At 49.5% G+C, this 13,264-nt stretch carries 16 protein-coding genes and 1 pseudogene; 13 read left to right on the plus strand and 4 right to left on the minus strand.

Annotated elements, in window-relative coordinates; genetic code table 11:
- Positions 1-53 precede the first annotated feature (53 nt).
- Positions 54-803 (plus strand): esterase, encoded by a 750-nt coding sequence (gene yjfP, locus ACJHYO_RS04530; RefSeq protein ID WP_085455663.1) that lies wholly within the window; start codon positions 54-56, stop codon positions 801-803.
- On the opposite strand, the gene ulaR is transcribed toward yjfP, so the two are convergent.
- Positions 800-1,555, minus strand: coding sequence for an HTH-type transcriptional regulator UlaR (gene ulaR, locus ACJHYO_RS04535; protein WP_000133631.1), 756 nt, complete (start codon positions 1,553-1,555; stop codon positions 800-802). The two genes, yjfP and ulaR, sit on opposite strands and share 4 nt — an antisense overlap.
- A gap of 107 nt (positions 1,556-1,662) precedes the next feature.
- Complete coding sequence (ulaG, locus tag ACJHYO_RS04540) at positions 1,663-2,727, minus strand: L-ascorbate 6-phosphate lactonase (RefSeq protein ID WP_001298012.1); 1,065 nt, start codon at positions 2,725-2,727, stop codon at positions 1,663-1,665.
- Positions 2,728-3,081: 354 nt separating this feature from the next.
- On the opposite strand from ulaG, the gene ulaA reads away from it, so the two are divergent.
- Genes ulaA through ulaF form a run of 6 tightly spaced genes read left to right on the plus strand, consistent with a single transcriptional unit; the run spans position 3,082 to position 7,488 of the window.
- Positions 3,082-4,479: a PTS ascorbate transporter subunit IIC gene (gene ulaA / locus ACJHYO_RS04545; RefSeq protein WP_000404886.1), complete on the plus strand. Its 1,398-nt coding sequence runs from the start codon at positions 3,082-3,084 to the stop codon at positions 4,477-4,479.
- 15 nt (positions 4,480-4,494) lie between these two features.
- The gene (ulaB, locus tag ACJHYO_RS04550) at positions 4,495-4,800 is read left to right on the plus strand and encodes a PTS ascorbate transporter subunit IIB (RefSeq protein ID WP_000218362.1); all 306 of its coding nucleotides are present in this window, start codon (positions 4,495-4,497) and stop codon (positions 4,798-4,800) included.
- Positions 4,801-4,809: 9 nt separating this feature from the next.
- Positions 4,810-5,274 carry a PTS ascorbate transporter subunit IIA gene (ulaC, locus tag ACJHYO_RS04555; RefSeq protein WP_000776505.1) on the plus strand — a complete coding sequence of 155 codons (465 nt, stop codon included), beginning with the start codon at positions 4,810-4,812 and terminating at the stop codon, positions 5,272-5,274.
- 13 nt (positions 5,275-5,287) lie between these two features.
- Complete coding sequence (gene ulaD, locus ACJHYO_RS04560; protein WP_000056749.1) at positions 5,288-5,938, plus strand: 3-keto-L-gulonate-6-phosphate decarboxylase UlaD; 651 nt, start codon at positions 5,288-5,290, stop codon at positions 5,936-5,938.
- A 9-nt stretch (positions 5,939-5,947) separates the two neighbouring features.
- Entirely contained in the window at positions 5,948-6,802 is an 855-nt protein-coding gene (ulaE, locus tag ACJHYO_RS04565) for an L-ribulose-5-phosphate 3-epimerase UlaE (RefSeq protein ID WP_000949498.1), read from the plus strand.
- Positions 6,802-7,488, plus strand: coding sequence for an L-ribulose-5-phosphate 4-epimerase UlaF (ulaF, locus tag ACJHYO_RS04570; RefSeq protein ID WP_001170780.1), 687 nt, complete (start codon positions 6,802-6,804; stop codon positions 7,486-7,488). The genes ulaE and ulaF overlap by 1 nt, the downstream gene beginning before the upstream one ends.
- Before the next feature lie 128 nt (positions 7,489-7,616).
- Here the strand turns inward: ulaF and yjfY are convergent, their stop codons facing one another.
- Entirely contained in the window at positions 7,617-7,892 is a 276-nt protein-coding gene (gene yjfY / locus ACJHYO_RS04575) for a DUF1471 family protein YjfY (protein ID WP_000492914.1), read from the minus strand.
- A gap of 327 nt (positions 7,893-8,219) precedes the next feature.
- On the opposite strand from yjfY, the gene rpsF reads away from it, so the two are divergent.
- The 6 genes and pseudogenes from rpsF (at position 8,220) to ACJHYO_RS04605 (ending at position 11,822) form a co-directional block, all read left to right on the plus strand.
- Positions 8,220-8,615, plus strand: a complete 396-nt coding sequence (rpsF, locus tag ACJHYO_RS04580) for a 30S ribosomal protein S6 (protein ID WP_001216676.1) — start codon at positions 8,220-8,222, stop codon at positions 8,613-8,615.
- A 6-nt stretch (positions 8,616-8,621) separates the two neighbouring features.
- Positions 8,622-8,936 (plus strand): primosomal replication protein N, encoded by a 315-nt coding sequence (gene priB / locus ACJHYO_RS04585; RefSeq protein ID WP_001296681.1) that lies wholly within the window; start codon positions 8,622-8,624, stop codon positions 8,934-8,936.
- 4 nt (positions 8,937-8,940) lie between these two features.
- Complete coding sequence (gene rpsR, locus ACJHYO_RS04590) at positions 8,941-9,168, plus strand: 30S ribosomal protein S18 (RefSeq protein WP_000135199.1); 228 nt, start codon at positions 8,941-8,943, stop codon at positions 9,166-9,168.
- Positions 9,169-9,209: 41 nt separating this feature from the next.
- Complete coding sequence (gene rplI / locus ACJHYO_RS04595; RefSeq protein WP_001196062.1) at positions 9,210-9,659, plus strand: 50S ribosomal protein L9; 450 nt, start codon at positions 9,210-9,212, stop codon at positions 9,657-9,659.
- 401 nt (positions 9,660-10,060) lie between these two features.
- Positions 10,061-10,552: a helix-turn-helix domain-containing protein gene (locus tag ACJHYO_RS04600; protein ID WP_021516697.1), complete on the plus strand. Its 492-nt coding sequence runs from the start codon at positions 10,061-10,063 to the stop codon at positions 10,550-10,552.
- A 2-nt stretch (positions 10,553-10,554) separates the two neighbouring features.
- Positions 10,555-11,822 (plus strand): annotated as a pseudogene (locus ACJHYO_RS04605) (type II toxin-antitoxin system HipA family toxin).
- 142 nt (positions 11,823-11,964) lie between these two features.
- On the opposite strand, the gene ACJHYO_RS04610 reads toward ACJHYO_RS04605, so the two are convergent.
- A complete protein-coding gene (locus ACJHYO_RS04610) occupies positions 11,965-13,242 on the minus strand; it encodes an MFS transporter (RefSeq protein ID WP_001033605.1) in 1,278 nt (425 codons plus the stop codon).
- Positions 13,243-13,264 lie beyond the last annotated feature (22 nt).

Raw genomic sequence — 13,264 nt, forward strand, 5'->3', positions numbered from 1 at the left:
GAAACTTGTGCTAAGGATTTCTTCATGTCATACCAGACAAAAAGGAGAGACAGATGATTGAAATAGAATCACGCGAGCTGGCAGATATTCCCGTTCTTCATGCTTATCCTGTCGGGCAAAAAGATACCCCGTTACCGTGTGTGATTTTTTATCACGGCTTTACTTCGTCCAGTCTGGTGTATAGCTATTTTTCCGTTGCGCTGGCGCAGGCTGGTTTGCGGGTGATCATGCCGGATGCGCCCGATCACGGTAGCCGTTTTAGTGGCGACGCAGCGTGGCGGTTAAATCAATTCTGGCAAATCTTGCTACAAAGTATGCAGGAATTCACTACATTACGTGCGGCAATAGCCGAAGAAAACTGGCTGCGTGATGACCGTCTGGCAGTCGGTGGCGCGTCGATGGGCGCGATGACGGCACTGGGAATTACCGCTCGCCACCCCACGATAAAATGTACCGCCAGCATGATGGGATCGGGCTATTTTACATCGCTCGCCCGTTCACTGTTTCCACCGCTGATACCTGAAACGGCAGCACAGCAGAATGAATTCAATAACATTGTCGCGCCGCTGGCAGAGTGGGAAGCGACAAACCACCTGGAACAACTTGGTGACAGACCTCTACTGCTGTGGCATGGCCTTGACGATGACGTCGTGCCTGCCGACGAATCACTACGTCTGCAGCAGGCCTTAAGCGAGACGGGGCGGGATAAACTGCTAACCTGTTCATGGCAGCCAGGCGTGCGTCACCGCATTACGCCTGAGGCGTTAGATGCTGCCGTGACATTTTTCCGCCAGCATCTTTAAACACGCAGAATGCTGACCCCTTGCGCTTCCAGTTGTTGCAGGATTTCCGGGTTAGCATTTTTGCCGGTGATCAGCATATCGATTTGATCGGCACGGCTAAAAAGCATTCCCGCGCGTTCGCCAATCTTACTGCTATCAACCAGTACCACCAGTTTCCCTACCACGCTCAGCATCTTCTGCTCTGCCATTGCCGTCAGCATATCGGTTTTATACAACCCTTCTGCTGTCAGTCCTTTGCCGCTGGTAAACATCCAGTGCCCGGCATAGAGACTGTTTTCGCTGCCCTGCGGGCTTAAGGTGATGGACTGGCTTTTGTTGTACTGTCCGCCCATAATGATCACGCTGTCATGCTCCTGATCGATCAGGTAGTTTGCCAGTGGTAGATAATTAGTGATGATTTGCACTGGCTTGCCACACATTTCCCGCCCAAGCAGAAACGCGGTGGAGCCGCAGTTGATGACTACGCTTTCGCCCGGATTAACCAGCTGCGAGGCCGCTTTAGCAATACGTACTTTTTCATCGTGATTCTGCGCTTGATGCAGATTCATCGGCGTCCAGCGCGGGCGCTGTTGGGTAATAGCTTCTGCGCCATTGCGCACTTTTTTCAGTTTGCCGCTTTCGTCAAGTTTATTGATATCGCGTCGTGCAGTGGCAGGCGAAATTCCCAGACGCTCAACGACTTTCTCAACGGTCACAAAGCCCAATTGTGCGAGCATTTCCAGGAGGATTTGATGTCTTTGTGCTTCAGTCATGAGCTATTCCGATAAAATTTGATTTTTTTAGATGATATTTGAAATAGCCAGGAAATACTATGCCGGATAGCGCGAGCATCTCCACGCTATCCGGTACAAGCGACAGATTACAGGAACGACTTGAACGGCAGATCTGGTTCAATAGTGAAGCAATCATCGAAACCACGCGGATAGTGGTACTCGAAGTTGTCTTTATCCAGCGGCCAGGTAAATTTGCCGCCGACCTGCCAGATAAACGGCTTGAAGCCATACTTCAGGCGATCTTTTTTCATCTCCCACAGCACGCGGATCTCTTGCGGATCGGCCTGGAAGTTTGACCAGATATCGTGGTGGAACGGGATCACTACTTTCGCATTCAGCGCTTCGCCCATACGCAGGATATCAGCACTGGTCATTTTGTCGGTAATACCACGTGGGTTCTCTCCGTACGATCCTAAAGCCACGTCGATCTGATGCTCATTACCATGTTTTGCATAGTAGTTAGAGTAGTGGGAGTCGCCGCTGTGATACAGGGTACCGCCTGGGGTTTTGAACAGATAGTTCACCGCGCGATCGTCCATGCCGTCCGGCAGTACGCCAGCCGCTTTTTGATCGGCAGGCAGGGTGATCAGTGCCGTGCGGTCGAAAGCATCAAGTGCATGAATTTCAATGTCTTTCACTTTTACGACATCGCCCGGTTTGACCACGATGCAACGCTCTTTCGGTACGCCCCAGCCAATCCACAAATCAACGCAGGTTTTCGGTCCAATGAACGGTACGTCATCAGCACAGTTCTGCATCACGGCAGCAGCGACGTTAACGTCGATATGATCGTTGTGATCGTGAGTCGCCAGTACCGCGTCGATCTGGCGAATCGCAAACGGATCAAGAACAAACGGGGTGGTGCGCAGGTTTGGCTGCAGTTTTTTCACGCCAGCCATGCGCTGCATCTGGTGACCCTGTTTCATGAACGGGTTACCGTGGCTTTGTTTGCCAGTACCGCACCAAAAATCAACACAAACGTTGGCACCTCCTTCTGATTTCAACCAGATCCCGGTACAGCCGAGCCACCACATTGCGAAAGTGCCAGGTGCGACCTGCTCTTGCTCAATTTCTTCATTCAGCCAGCTACCCCACTCCGGGAAAGTGCTCAGGATCCAGGACTCACGGGTGATACTTTTCACTTTACTCATCGCCATTTACCTTCGTGATAGTTCAATTCGAATCAACATGTGATTTGTTTTGATTAATCCTGACACTATTTTTTCAGGAAGGCAATGACCATTTTTTGACTTTTTAGCAGGAGAGTTATTGTGGATTTTGAGTGTGGAAAGATTAAATTGAATGTGTAATGCAATTAACTAAATGAATTTAAATGAATAAATATTTCATTATGTGAATCCCATTCTGTTTATGTGGAATTATTTGCGTGCGACGTCACATTTAATCATAAATAATCTTGTTGTGATTACTTTTGAAAATTAGAGTGAGAGCACAACATTCCGGGTGTGCGAAATACCCGGTTACCTCTTCTTCAGGAGATCGTTATGGAGATCCTCTACAACATCTTTACCGTGTTTTTTAACCAGGTCATGACCAATGCCCCGTTGTTGCTGGGTATTGTGACCTGTCTGGGTTACATCCTACTGCGCAAAAGTGTCAGCGTTATTATTAAAGGTACGATTAAAACCATAATTGGTTTCATGTTGTTGCAGGCAGGGTCCGGCATCCTGACCAGCACCTTCAAACCGGTGGTGGCGAAAATGTCCGAAGTCTACGGCATTAACGGCGCAATTTCCGATACTTACGCGTCGATGATGGCAACCATTGAACGCATGGGCGATGCCTATAGCTGGGTGGGTTACGCGGTGTTGTTAGCGCTGGCGCTGAACATCTGTTACGTGCTGCTGCGTCGCATTACCGGTATTCGTACCATCATGCTGACTGGTCACATCATGTTCCAGCAGGCGGGGCTGATTGCCGTTACGCTGTTTATCTTCGGCTACTCCATGTGGACGACCATTATCTGCACCGCGATTCTGGTTTCGCTCTACTGGGGCATTACCTCCAATATGATGTACAAGCCGACACAGGAAGTCACCGACGGCTGTGGTTTCTCCATTGGTCACCAGCAGCAGTTCGCATCATGGATTGCTTATAAAGTCGCACCGTTCCTCGGCAAAAAAGAGGAAAGCGTTGAAGACCTCAAACTGCCTGGCTGGCTGAATATTTTCCACGACAACATCGTCTCCACGGCGATTGTCATGACTATCTTCTTTGGTGCCATTCTGCTCTCCTTTGGTATCGACACCGTGCAGGCGATGGCAGGCAAAGTGAACTGGACGGTGTACATCCTGCAAACCGGTTTCTCCTTTGCGGTGGCGATTTTCATCATCACTCAGGGCGTGCGCATGTTTGTGGCGGAGCTCTCTGAAGCATTCAACGGTATCTCCCAGCGCCTGATCCCGGGTGCGGTTCTGGCGATTGACTGTGCGGCTATTTATAGCTTCGCGCCGAACGCCGTGGTCTGGGGTTTTATGTGGGGCACCATCGGGCAACTGATTGCGGTTGGCATCCTGGTCGCCTGTGGCTCTTCAATCCTGATTATTCCAGGCTTTATCCCGATGTTCTTCTCCAACGCCACTATCGGCGTGTTCGCTAACCACTTCGGCGGCTGGCGCGCGGCGCTGAAGATTTGCCTAGTGATGGGGATGATCGAAATCTTTGGTTGCGTCTGGGCGGTGAAACTCACCGGAATGAGCGCCTGGATGGGCATGGCGGACTGGTCAATTCTGGCACCGCCGATGATGCAGGGCTTCTTCTCCATCGGTATCGCCTTTATGGCCGTCATCATTGTCATTGCACTGGCTTATATGTTCTTCGCTGGCCGCGCGCTGCGTGCAGAAGAAGATGCAGAAAAACAACTGGCAGAACAATCTGCTTAATAAGGAGTTTTGATTATGACCGTACGTATTCTGGCTGTGTGTGGTAACGGACAAGGCAGTTCCATGATCATGAAAATGAAAGTGGACCAGTTTTTAACCCAGTCGAACATCGACCACACGGTAAACAGCTGCGCGGTTGGCGAATACAAAAGCGAGTTGAGCGGTGCGGATATCATCATCGCTTCTACCCATATTGCGGGCGAAATCACCGTGACCGGCAACAAATATGTGGTTGGCGTGCGCAACATGCTCTCTCCTGCTGATTTTGGCCCGAAACTGCTGGAAGTGATCAAAGAGCATTTCCCGCAGGACGTGAAGTAAGGACGCGCCATGAAATTACGTGATTCGCTGGCTGAAAATAAATCTATCCGCCTGCAAGCGGAAGCAGAGACATGGCAGGACGCAGTGAAAATCGGCGTTGATCTGCTGGTAGCGGCAGATGTGGTAGAGCCGCGTTACTACCAGGCGATTCTGGATGCGGTTGAACAGCACGGCCCGTACTTTGTGCTCGCACCCGGCCTGGCAATGCCGCACGGACGCCCGGAAGAGGGGGTTAAGAAAACTGGTTTTGCGCTGGTGACGCTGAAAAAGCCGCTGGAGTTCAACCACGAAGATAACGATCCGGTGGATATCCTCATCACCATGGCGGCGGTTGATGCCAACACTCACCAGGAAGTGGGCATCATGCAGATCGTCAACCTGTTTGAAGATGAAGAGAATTTCGACCGTTTACGTGCCTGCCGTACCGAGCAGGAAGTACTGGATCTCATTGACCGCACCAACGCGGCAGCTTAAGAAGGAATTGAACATGTCATTACCGATGTTACAAGTCGCGCTGGACAACCAGACTATGGATAGCGCCTACGAAACCACTCGCCTGATTGCCGAAGAAGTCGACATTATCGAAGTGGGCACCATTCTTTGCGTAGGCGAAGGCGTGCGTGCGGTTCGTGACCTGAAAGCGCTGTACCCGCACAAAATCGTACTGGCTGACGCCAAAATTGCCGATGCAGGCAAAATCCTTTCTCGCATGTGCTTCGAAGCCAACGCTGACTGGGTGACCGTAATTTGCTGTGCGGATATCAACACCGCCAAAGGCGCGCTGGACGTGGCAAAAGAGTTTAATGGCGACGTGCAGATCGAACTGACCGGCTACTGGACCTGGGAACAGGCGCAGCAGTGGCGCGACGCAGGCATTGGGCAGGTGGTTTATCACCGCAGCCGTGACGCGCAGGCCGCAGGCGTGGCATGGGGCGAAGCGGATATCACCGCGATCAAACGTCTTTCCGATATGGGCTTCAAAGTTACCGTCACTGGTGGTCTGGCGCTGGAAGATCTGCCGTTGTTTAAAGGCATTCCGATTCATGTGTTTATCGCTGGTCGCAGCATTCGTGATGCCGCTTCTCCGGTGGAGGCCGCACGTCAGTTCAAACGTTCCATCGCTGAACTGTGGGGCTAAGGAGCGGATATGTTGTCCAAACAAATCCCGCTTGGCATCTACGAAAAAGCACTCCCCGCTGGGGAGTGCTGGCTGGAACGACTGCAACTGGCAAAAACGTTAGGCTTCGATTTTGTCGAGATGTCGGTAGATGAAACGGACGATCGCCTTTCGCGCCTCGACTGGAGCCGCGAGCAGCGTCTGGCGCTGGTGAACGCGATTGTTGAAACCGGCGTGCGCGTGCCGTCTATGTGCCTTTCTGCTCATCGTCGTTTCCCGCTGGGCAGCGAAGATGACGCGGTGCGGGCCCAGGGGCTGGAGATTATGCGTAAAGCTATCCAGTTCGCCCAGGACGTCGGTATTCGCGTGATCCAACTGGCGGGCTATGACGTTTACTATCAGGAAGCCAATAACGAAACGCGTCGTCGTTTTCGTGACGGCCTGAAAGAGAGCGTTGAGATGGCGAGCCGCGCGCAGGTCACACTGGCGATGGAGATCATGGATTACCCATTGATGAACTCCATCAGCAAGGCGCTGGGCTACGCACACTATCTCAACAATCCGTGGTTCCAGCTCTACCCGGATATCGGCAACCTGTCGGCGTGGGACAACGACGTGCAGATGGAGTTGCAGGCCGGAATTGGGCATATCGTCGCGGTACATGTGAAAGACACCAAACCAGGCGTCTTCAAAAACGTGCCGTTTGGCGAAGGCGTAGTGGATTTCGAACGTTGCTTCGAAACGCTCAAACAGAGTGGCTATTGCGGGCCGTACCTGATTGAGATGTGGAGCGAAACGGCGGAAGACCCGGCGGCAGAAGTAGCGAAAGCGCGTGATTGGGTGAAAGCGCGCATGGCCAAAGCAGGCATGGTGGAGGCGGCATAATGCAAAAGCTGAAACAGCAGGTGTTTGAAGCCAACATGGATTTACCGCATTACGGGTTGGTGACCTTTACCTGGGGCAACGTCAGCGCTATTGACCGTGAACGCGGGCTGGTGGTGATCAAGCCCAGCGGTGTCGCCTACGAAACCATGAAAGCGGACGATATGGTGGTGGTCGATATGAGCGGTAAGGTGGTGGAAGGGGAGTATCGTCCGTCTTCCGACACTGCGACGCATCTCGAACTCTACCGTCGTTATCCGTCGCTTGGTGGTATTGTCCATACCCACTCCACTCATGCCACCGCATGGGCGCAGGCGGGGCTGGCGATCCCGGCGTTAGGCACCACGCACGCCGATTACTTCTTTGGCGACATCCCGTGCACGCGCGGATTAAGCGAAGAAGAGGTGCAGGGTGAGTACGAACTGAATACCGGCAAAGTGATTATCGAAACGCTGGGTGACGCCGAGCCGCTGCATACGCCGGGAATTGTGGTGTATCAGCACGGACCGTTCGCCTGGGGGAAAGATGCCCACGACGCGGTGCATAACGCGGTGGTGATGGAAGAAGTGGCGAAAATGGCGTGGATTGCGCGCAGTATTAATCCACAACTGAATCACATCGACAGCTTCCTGATGAATAAACACTTCATGCGTAAGCACGGTCCCAACGCCTATTACGGGCAGAAGTAAAACACGCGCTGCGGAAATTTCCTTCTTCGGGAGATAACTGGTCTAATTCCGCAGCCGTTTTTCAAAAAAAGCCCCCTGCGAAGGGGGCAAAGCAAACTATGGCAATGTTTCGTTGGTTATACCTGGTGCTAGCGATAAATATCCGCGCTGGCGTGCATGTTGCCGTTACTCCCCGGTTCCCGCATCAGAATCACATGGTAGTACGTTGCGCCTTGCGCATCTGTCTCTTCATTTAATGCCTGACGTGCTTCACTCTCAGTGGCGAAGTTATGATTGATATAAATCACGCCTAAGCTTTGCACATCGTCCATATTTCTGGCCTGGTGGTTATTAATTTCAATGGCTGCCCATGTATTTGCACTTAGCAAAAGCACAGCCAGAAGGGCTAAAACACGACTGAACATAGATACCTCCTTGACGGCTGACTTTGTGTGCTCTCCTCTTGTGGTGATCTTCTGATTTAATTTTAATCAATGATAAAGAAGTTGATGGTGACCATTTCTGATGCAGTTGTTCAAAAAAACACCATGACGAAGTGTGATGAACTCCAAATCAGCGGTTTAGAGGTTATTTGCGAAAGGGGAGATTTATTTCGGCTCTGCCCTTGAGTTTAGCGGGGTATGTCAGTACTATAACGCGTCATTTTTCAGCCGACCTTTAACACGTTCCTTGCCTCCCCGGGATTCGGCTGACCCAGACAGGAGGCTGAATAATCCGTAAGGAGCAATTCGATGCGTCATTACGAAATCGTTTTTATGGTCCATCCTGACCAGAGCGAACAGGTTCCGGGCATGATCGAGCGCTACACTGCTGCCATCACTGGTGCAGAAGGCAAGATCCACCGTCTGGAAGACTGGGGCCGCCGTCAGCTGGCTTACCCGATCAACAAACTGCACAAAGCACACTACGTTCTGATGAACGTTGAAGCTCCGCAGGAAGTGATCGATGAGCTGGAAACTACCTTCCGCTTCAACGATGCCGTTATCCGCAGCATGGTTATGCGTACCAAGCACGCTGTTACCGAAGCATCTCCGATGGTTAAAGCGAAAGACGAGCGCCGTGAGCGTCGCGATGATTTCGCAAACGAAACCGCTGATGATGCTGAAGCTGGGGATTCTGAAGAGTAATTTCTGATGACCAACCGTCTGGTGTTGTCCGGCACCGTGTGCAGGACTCCCCTTCGAAAGGTCAGTCCATCAGGAATTCCTCACTGCCAGTTCGTGCTTGAGCATCGTTCTGTGCAGGAGGAAGCCGGCTTTCACCGGCAGGCATGGTGCCAAATGCCCGTTATTGTTAGCGGACACGAAAACCAGGCCATTACTCACAGTATAACGGTCGGCAGTCGCATAACCGTTCAGGGGTTCATTTCATGCCATAAGGCAAAGAACGGACTGAGCAAAATGGTTTTGCATGCCGAGCAGATTGAATTGATAGATTCTGGAGACTAGCCATATGGCACGTTATTTCCGTCGTCGCAAGTTCTGCCGTTTCACCGCGGAAGGCGTTCAAGAGATCGACTATAAAGATATCGCTACGCTGAAAAACTACATCACCGAAAGCGGTAAGATTGTCCCAAGCCGTATCACCGGTACCCGTGCAAAATACCAGCGTCAGCTGGCTCGCGCTATCAAACGCGCTCGCTACCTGTCCCTGCTGCCGTACACTGATCGCCATCAGTAATCGGTCACGGTCCATTAATACGACTTTGAGAGGATAAGGTAATGCAAGTTATTCTGCTTGATAAAGTAGCAAACCTGGGTAGCCTGGGTGATCAGGTAAACGTTAAAGCGGGCTATGCTCGTAACTTCCTGGTACCGCAGGGTAAAGCTGTTCCAGCTACCAAGAAAAACATTGAATTCTTCGAAGCACGTCGCGCTGAACTGGAAGCTAAACTGGCTGAAGTTCTGGCAGCAGCTAATGCTCGCGCTGAGAAAATCAATGCACTGGAAACTGTTACCATCGCGTCTAAAGCTGGCGACGAAGGTAAACTGTTCGGTTCCATCGGTACTCGCGACATCGCTGACGCTGTAACTGCAGCTGGCGTTGAAGTGGCTAAGAGCGAAGTTCGTCTGCCGAACGGCGTTCTGCGTACCACTGGCGAACACGAAGTGAGCTTCCAGGTTCACAGCGAAGTATTCGCGAAAGTGATCGTAAACGTAGTAGCTGAATAATTCGTTATTCAACGAGACGTAAAAACGCCGACCAGTGGTCGGCGTTTTGCTTTTAAGTGATAAAAACCGCAGAAACAGACGTTCCCTCCATAAATCTCTTGCTATTCCTTTTATAAAAAGTTCGCAGTACCCATACCTGGCCCCCAGCCTCGCCGCTGGTAGTTCGTGTCATGTTTTTTACGCGTAAAACACGACAAAAGCATCAATACAGCGATCGTCTCCCTTGTATGATAATAAAAACAATATGTTATATATGAATGCGCTGTTATTTTATTGTTTTTATATATAAAAGGATAAAATATCATCACTTTCGTAATCTTGAACGCTTTGCAGGTGCGTTCAATCCAATAAATGCTAATATTATGGCTATCATAGCCATAAAAAGATAAAATATTATCACTATGGGTAAAAAAACAGCACCGTTACTCCCTTATACGAATCAGATGCTTAGTGAATTTGGTGAGCGGCTGAAACTTGCTCGTTTACGACGCAGGCTTACCGCAAAGCAAGTTGCTGAACGTGCCGGGATGTCGCCAATAACATTGCGCTCTCTGGAGTCAGGAAGTGCAGGGGTCACTATAGGGGCATATTTGTCTGTGATGCAGGTTTTGGGTCTGGAAACGGATTTAAATAAGCTTGCAGCTGAAGACGACTTAGGGCGTCAGCTCCAGGATTCCCGTTTGATTAAAAAAAGAGGGCTTTCTCGTTCATCCGGTAAGAGTGAAGAAGAGATTCAGACAGCCTCATTTCAGACGAAACGCGAGAAAGAAGGTCATCTCACCACGGATTTAACAGCACTGGCAAAAGACTCAACGCCAACTATTCCAGGGGAAACGTCCACCTCTCTTGCTGCACTATTACAACCGATAAAAAAACCGATAAAAGGAAATTAATTATGGCATTAATCGGAGTGTATGCGGATTGGGAAGGCCTGGATGGTCCGGAGCGGATTGGTTATTTACACAGTCGTCGCACCCGGGCGCGTGAGATATTTGAGTTTGAGTACGATAAAAAGGCGCTTGCAGATCCTGCAATTAATTTTATTCAGTTAGATCCTGAAATAATGTTGTATGAGGGAGCACAGTACCCAATTCCTCCTAAGGATAAATTTGGTGCATTTAGTGATTCCTGCCCGGATCGTTGGGGGCGTATGCTAATGAAGCGTCGTTTTGAGAGGGATATTCGAGACGGGTTATGTGATAAAGACTCCCACCTTTATGAGTCTGATTATCTACTAGGTGTTCATGATCTTTATCGGGTTGGGGCTCTTCGATACAAACGTGAAGACGCTGGAGAGTTTCTTGATAATCGCATTGATGTTGCACCCCACCATTTACCGAAATAGCGAGTCTGGAAAGGGCTAGCCGGGCAATTGAAGAAGATCCTGATAATAAAGAGCTAATGGGGCAAAAATGGTTAAGAATGCTAATCGCTCCGGGGGGATCATTAGGGGGGGCACGTCCGAAAGCCAGTGTTGTTGATGAAGCTGGGCATCTCTACATCGCTAAATTTCCCAGTGTAAAAGATGAGTATGATGTTGGTGGATGGGAAATGGTCGTTAATGCACTTGCTGTTGGCTGTGGACTGAATGTTGCACCTGCTCAGGCGCATAAATTTGCCAGCAATTACCATTGTTTTATGGTTCGTCGTTTTGACCGCACTAATGCGGGAAGGCGTCTGCATTTTGCTTCGGCTATGACACTAACCAGGCATCAGGATGGTGAAGATGCCTCTACAGGTGTGAGTTATCTGGAATTAGCAGATGTTCTTATCAGACATGGAGCGCAGACTAATACTGACCTTAAGGAACTCTGGTCCAGGATTGTTTTTAATATTCTTGTTTCTAATACCGATGACCATTTACGTAATCATGGATATATCTTGATACCGGGAAAAGGTTGGCGGCTTTCTGAGGCATATGATTTGAATCCTGTTGCCAGGTCTGACGGTCTAAAACTCAATATTACAGAAAATGATAATGCACTTGATTTGGAATTAGCTCGAGAAGTTGCGGAGTATTTTCGACTTGGTTTGACAGAAGCAGATGACATTATTGCTAATTTTAGAGGGATTGTCAGTCAGTGGCGAATCATTGCCGAGCGTCTTCGATTACCTGGTCGTGAGCAAGAGTTAATGGCAGAGGCGTTCAGGGGGGCAATTTAGAATAGTTATTTCGATATATTCGCTAAATCATAAATTTGCGAAGCAATGCCAGTAGATACTGAACGTTTTGGAAGAGACGTTTAATTTATGAGAAAAATAGAAACGCTACAAAGCTAAATTATAGCGTTTCTATGTAAAATAATTAGCTTGTCGCTAACTGTACTTGTGGTTCTTCGTCTTTAACTTTGATAAGCATCCACAGCGCAATGGCGCCAATAATGTCAAAGAAAGCCAGGGCAATAAAGAACGGCGCGAAGCCAATAATGTGAACGAATGCCCCGATAAACAGGTTGAAAATCAACTGACCGCTCCATGCACAGGCTCCTGCCATACCCACAGCGGTAGCTACTTCGTCTTTTTTGAATAGGTCACCGCCCAGAGTTGCTGCAACAGTAGAAAGACATTGATGCGAGAATGCGCCAATGCTAATCAGTAATACGGCGATGTAGGGATTTTCGACAATACTCACCAGACCAATCGTCATCATAATGACGGCTGCAATAGTGAAGGTAATTCTTCGTGAGTTAATTAAACTCACGCCGCGATCGTGGAAGAACTTCGCGACAAAACCACTGGCTAAACAGCCGAGATCGCCCAGCAGGAAAGGCAGCCAGACGAACATGGCAATTTCTTTCAGGCTAAAATGCAGCGTTTCGACGAAGAAAATCGGTACCCAGAAGTTAATGGTTCCCCATGCCGGGTCAGCGAGAAAACGCGCGATGCCAATCCCCCAGAAATTACGTTGGCTGAGGATATGCTTGATTGACGTTTTTTCTTTCTTATCTGTTTTAAGATGCTGTTCTTGCCCAGACTCAATATAGTGGCGCTCTTCATCAGAAAGGCGTTTAGCATCTTTTGGATCTTTATAACAAAAGAACCAAAATAAAGCCGCGAGTAAAGCAAGGCTACCTGAGACAATAAACGCAAATTGCCAGCTATGAAACATAATGCACCAGGCAATCAACGGTGGAGCAAGCATCGCGCCGAGTGAGGTACCCATATTGAATACACCTGTCGCCACGCCACGCTCTTTTGCCGGGAACCATGTTGATGCGGTTTTTACACCCGCAGGAATTGCCGATGCTTCGCTGAAACCCATCAGGGCGCGCATAAATGCCAGACCTGACCATGTTCCTGTCAAGGCATGCCCCATTGTCGCCAGGCCCCAGATTGCGGCACATATCGCAAAACTTAACTTCAGACCCACGGTATCAATAAAGAAGCCCATTATCGGTTGCCCCAATGTATAGGCCAACTGGAATGCACTGACAATCCATGAATATTGTTCTTTGGTTATTCCGGTTGTCTCCATAATCGTTGGAGCCGCAATACCTAACGCCGTTCTGTCCAGATAATTGATTACAGTGATAAAACATACGAGGGCAATCATATGCCATCGATAATTCTTTATTTTATTCATTTTTAAACCTTTTAATTATATT

The organism is Escherichia sp. WS1118, from assembly GCF_046487695.1.
Taxonomy (GTDB): domain Bacteria; phylum Pseudomonadota; class Gammaproteobacteria; order Enterobacterales; family Enterobacteriaceae; genus Escherichia; species Escherichia coli.